The sequence below is a fragment of the Brevundimonas sp. genome (assembly GCF_036399195.1).
GTDB lineage: Bacteria > Pseudomonadota > Alphaproteobacteria > Caulobacterales > Caulobacteraceae > Brevundimonas.
Window position 1 is genome coordinate 1 of record NZ_DASWNO010000209.1, and the last position, 2,932, is coordinate 2,932.

Below are 2,932 nucleotides of genomic sequence, written 5' to 3' on the forward strand. Positions count from 1 at the left end.
AAGGACTATCTTGCTCGACGGCGGGTCTTGCTGCGGCCCTCGTCGAAGGCAACATATCCTCGCGACCTTAAATCACTCGAAGGGAGCTGTCCCTGATCAGGCCCGTGGGCCTGGGCATACGGCGCCCACCTGGCTACCCAGGTTCGAGAGGATTTAACGCCCTTCACGGTTCTTGCGGCGCCGCCAACCTTTCCTTCTTTTTGAGCACTATCGCTCGCGACGCGGCCGCTCGCTGCTTGAGCGCGAGTGCGCTATCGCTCGCCGCGCGGCGGCTCGCTGCTTGAGCGCGAGGCGGCGCCAGTGCTCTCTGCTTGAGCGTGGCGTGGGCGCGGGCTAGGCCTGAACGGCGTGTTCAACGCGGCCGAGCGGTTTCCCTCCATGACCGACAAGCATCAGCTCCGCGCCGCCATGCGCGCCACGCGCAAACGGCTGGCGGGGCTGGACGCGACCGCGCCCGGTCGGGCGGCCGAGCACGCAGGATCGCTGCCGGCTGGAGCGATCACCGCCGTCTATCGGGCCATCGGCTCCGAGCTCGACACCGCCGCCCTGTCGCTGGCGTTAACCTCGGCAGGCCGCGACTTGTGCCTGCCGGTCGTCATCGAGCGGGACGCGCCGATGATCTTTCGCCGGTGGTCGCCCGGGGAGCCGCTGGAGCTCGACGAAGCCGGCGTGCCCGCGCCCTTCCCGCTGGCGGAGACGGTGATCCCGAACCTGATCCTGACGCCGCTGCTGGCGTTTGATGCTCGCGGCGGACGGCTGGGGCAGGGCGGCGGTTATTACGACCGCACCTTCGCGGCGATGCCGGACGTGGTGCGGGTCGGCTTCGCCTACGCCGGACAGGAGGTCGAAAATCTGCCGGTCGAGCTGCACGACATCCGCCTGCATGGCGTTCTGACCGAGAGGGGCTATAGAGCCTTCGCATGAGGCAGACGGTATGAGGCTGGCGTTTTTCGGCGACGTGGTCGGCAAGTCGGGCCGCGACGGGTTGAGCGATCACCTGCCGGCCCTGAAGCGGGACCTGAAGCTCGATTTCGTGGTGGTGAACGCCGAGAACGCGGCGGGCGGCTTCGGCATCACCGAGAACACCGCGCGCGAGCTGTTCATGGCGGGCGCCGACTGCCTGACGCTGGGCAACCACAGCTGGGACCAGCGCGAGGCCCTGACTTATATTGTGCGCGAGCCGCGGCTGATCCGCCCGCTCAACTATCCGCGCCTGATGGACGCCCCGGGGGCGGGGGCCAATCTGTTCGAGACCCATTCCGGCAAGACCGTGCTGGTGATGAACGCGCTGGGGCGCATCCATATGGACGCGGTCGACGATCCGTTCGGGGCGGTCGAGAAGGAGCTGGCCGCCTGTCCCTTGGGCGTCGCCGCCGACGCCATCATCGTCGACATGCACTGCGAGGCGACCTCGGAGAAGATGGCCATGGGCCATTTCTGCGACGGGCGGGCGTCACTGGTGGTCGGCACCCACACCCACGTCCCGACCGCTGACTGCCAGATCCTGCCGGGCGGGACCGCCTATCAGACGGACGCCGGCGGCTGCTGCGACTATGACAGCGTCATCGGCAACGAGAAGGAAGAGCCGCTGCGGCGGTTCACGACGCGGCTGTCGGGCGGCCGCTACGCTCCGGCGCACGGACCGGCGACGATCTGCGGGGTCTATGTCGAGACGGATGACCGGACGGGGCTGGCGACGCGGGTCGAGCCGATCCGGGTAGGGGGACGGCTGAGCCAGGCGGTGCCCGTTCCGGCCTGACTCAGGCGGCGATCAACACGCGCAGCAGCTCCGCCATCATCTGTCCGAAGGCGAGGGCGAGCCCGGCGATTGCGGGCGCGCCCTTGAACAGCACCAGCCCCGCCAGGGCGATGATCAGTCCGGTTTCGATCTGTTCGGTTCGAATGCGCCGTCGCCGCGCCCGATCCACGAGGCTGGCGCGCGCCTTTCCAGCAGTTCCCATCACGAGTCCCTCCGGTTCGGGCGTCGATACCGCTTGACACAGAAGTTTACAATCGTAATCTACTAAGATTACACATGTAGTCTGACGGGGCGTCGCGTGCATCGATGTCGTTCGCGCCGCTCGAGAGCTTAGGCGTACCCAAATTTTCAACGCAAGGAACCCTCCATGTCCGATCCCAGAGCTTCCTCCGCCGGTGCGTCGACCCTTCTGATCGCGCTTGCGACGCCCGGCGTCGCCTCGGCGGCGACTCACCGCCTCACCCTGGGCCACGTGTTCGCCGACGCTTCGCCGGAGGTGAAGTTGGTCATGCTGTCGCTGGTCGTCGGTGCTCTGGCCGCCGTGATGGTGACGGTGCTCAAGCTCGCGTCAGGGCGAAGGCTTTCGGGCGGATCGGCCTACGTCTCGGCCTTAAGGTTGGGGGGTCCGCTGCTAGGGCTCATGGGCGCGGTCTTCGTGCTGCTGATGGGCTTCCTCGGCATCGCCAACGCCGGGGAGGCGGTTCCTATGGCGGTGCTGGCTCCGGGATGGGCCGAGTCGGCGCTCCTGTTCCTGCTGGGCCTGATGGCAGGGGTTGTCGGGGTGATCTGCCACTCGATCATCGAGGCCCGCATCGACCGCACGGTTCTGGGGTCCTGACGGCGGTGCGACTGCACGTCACCGAAGCGGAAAGCGCGGTGCTCACCCCGCTTTGGCGGCGGGGCCCGCTGTCTTTCGCCTCCCTGATCGAGGAGGTGAAGGCGGCCCAGCCCTGGGCAGACGCCACCATCAAGACCCTGCTGCACCGCCTGATCCAGAAAGGGGCGGTGAAGTCGGTGAAGGAAGATGGGCGCCAGCGCTATCACGCCTTGATCGACCGCCAGACCTACGTGGAGGGCGAGGTGCAGGACCTGCTGGACCGGCTGTTCGACGGCAAGCCGGACAGGCTGGTCGCCCTGCTCGCGGACCGTCCCGACCTTTAACCCGCCATCACC

General features: G+C 67.5%; 5 protein-coding genes and 1 other RNA gene. 5 read left to right on the forward strand and 1 reads right to left on the reverse strand.

The genetic code is table 11. From position 1 onward, the window contains the following. Window positions 1-24 precede the first annotated feature (24 nt). The 3 genes from ssrS (at window position 25) to VGB60_RS09435 (ending at window position 1,759) form a co-directional block, all read left to right on the forward strand. A non-coding RNA gene (ssrS, locus tag VGB60_RS09425) (6S RNA) lies at window positions 25-185 on the forward strand. A gap of 193 nt (window positions 186-378) precedes the next feature. Next, window positions 379-924, forward strand: a complete 546-nt coding sequence (locus tag VGB60_RS09430; protein ID WP_331038011.1) for a 5-formyltetrahydrofolate cyclo-ligase — start codon at window positions 379-381, stop codon at window positions 922-924. 10 nt (window positions 925-934) lie between these two features. Continuing rightward, the gene (locus tag VGB60_RS09435; RefSeq protein ID WP_331038012.1) at window positions 935-1,759 is read left to right on the forward strand and encodes a TIGR00282 family metallophosphoesterase; all 825 of its coding nucleotides are present in this window, start codon (window positions 935-937) and stop codon (window positions 1,757-1,759) included. A 1-nt stretch (window position 1,760) separates the two neighbouring features. Here VGB60_RS09435 and VGB60_RS09440 read toward each other — a convergent pair whose 3' ends face one another. Continuing rightward, entirely contained in the window at window positions 1,761-1,961 is a 201-nt protein-coding gene (locus tag VGB60_RS09440) for a hypothetical protein (protein ID WP_331038013.1), read from the reverse strand. Between the two features lie 165 nt (window positions 1,962-2,126). Between VGB60_RS09440 and VGB60_RS09445 the strand changes: the two genes are divergently transcribed. Together VGB60_RS09445 and VGB60_RS09450 are read left to right on the forward strand one after the other, a co-directional pair. Further along, entirely contained in the window at window positions 2,127-2,597 is a 471-nt protein-coding gene (locus VGB60_RS09445; RefSeq protein ID WP_331038014.1) for a MotA/TolQ/ExbB proton channel family protein, read from the forward strand. Further along, window positions 2,486-2,920 (forward strand): BlaI/MecI/CopY family transcriptional regulator, encoded by a 435-nt coding sequence (locus VGB60_RS09450; RefSeq protein ID WP_331038015.1) that lies wholly within the window; start codon window positions 2,486-2,488, stop codon window positions 2,918-2,920. Before VGB60_RS09445 ends, VGB60_RS09450 begins: the two co-directional genes overlap by 112 nt. Window positions 2,921-2,932 lie beyond the last annotated feature (12 nt).

What these genes read in the sequence shown, in the direction of transcription:
- VGB60_RS09430 (WP_331038011.1), top strand. Translation starts at nt 379, where the DNA reads ATGACCGACAAGCATCAGCTCCGCGCCGCCATGCGCGCCACGCGCAAA.
- VGB60_RS09435 (WP_331038012.1), top strand. Translation starts at nt 935, where the DNA reads ATGAGGCTGGCGTTTTTCGGCGACGTGGTCGGCAAGTCGGGCCGCGAC.
- VGB60_RS09440 (WP_331038013.1), bottom strand. Translation starts at nt 1,961, where the DNA reads ATGGGAACTGCTGGAAAGGCGCGCGCCAGCCTCGTGGATCGGGCGCGG.
- VGB60_RS09445 (WP_331038014.1), top strand. Translation starts at nt 2,127, where the DNA reads ATGTCCGATCCCAGAGCTTCCTCCGCCGGTGCGTCGACCCTTCTGATC.
- VGB60_RS09450 (WP_331038015.1), top strand. Translation starts at nt 2,486, where the DNA reads ATGGGCCGAGTCGGCGCTCCTGTTCCTGCTGGGCCTGATGGCAGGGGT.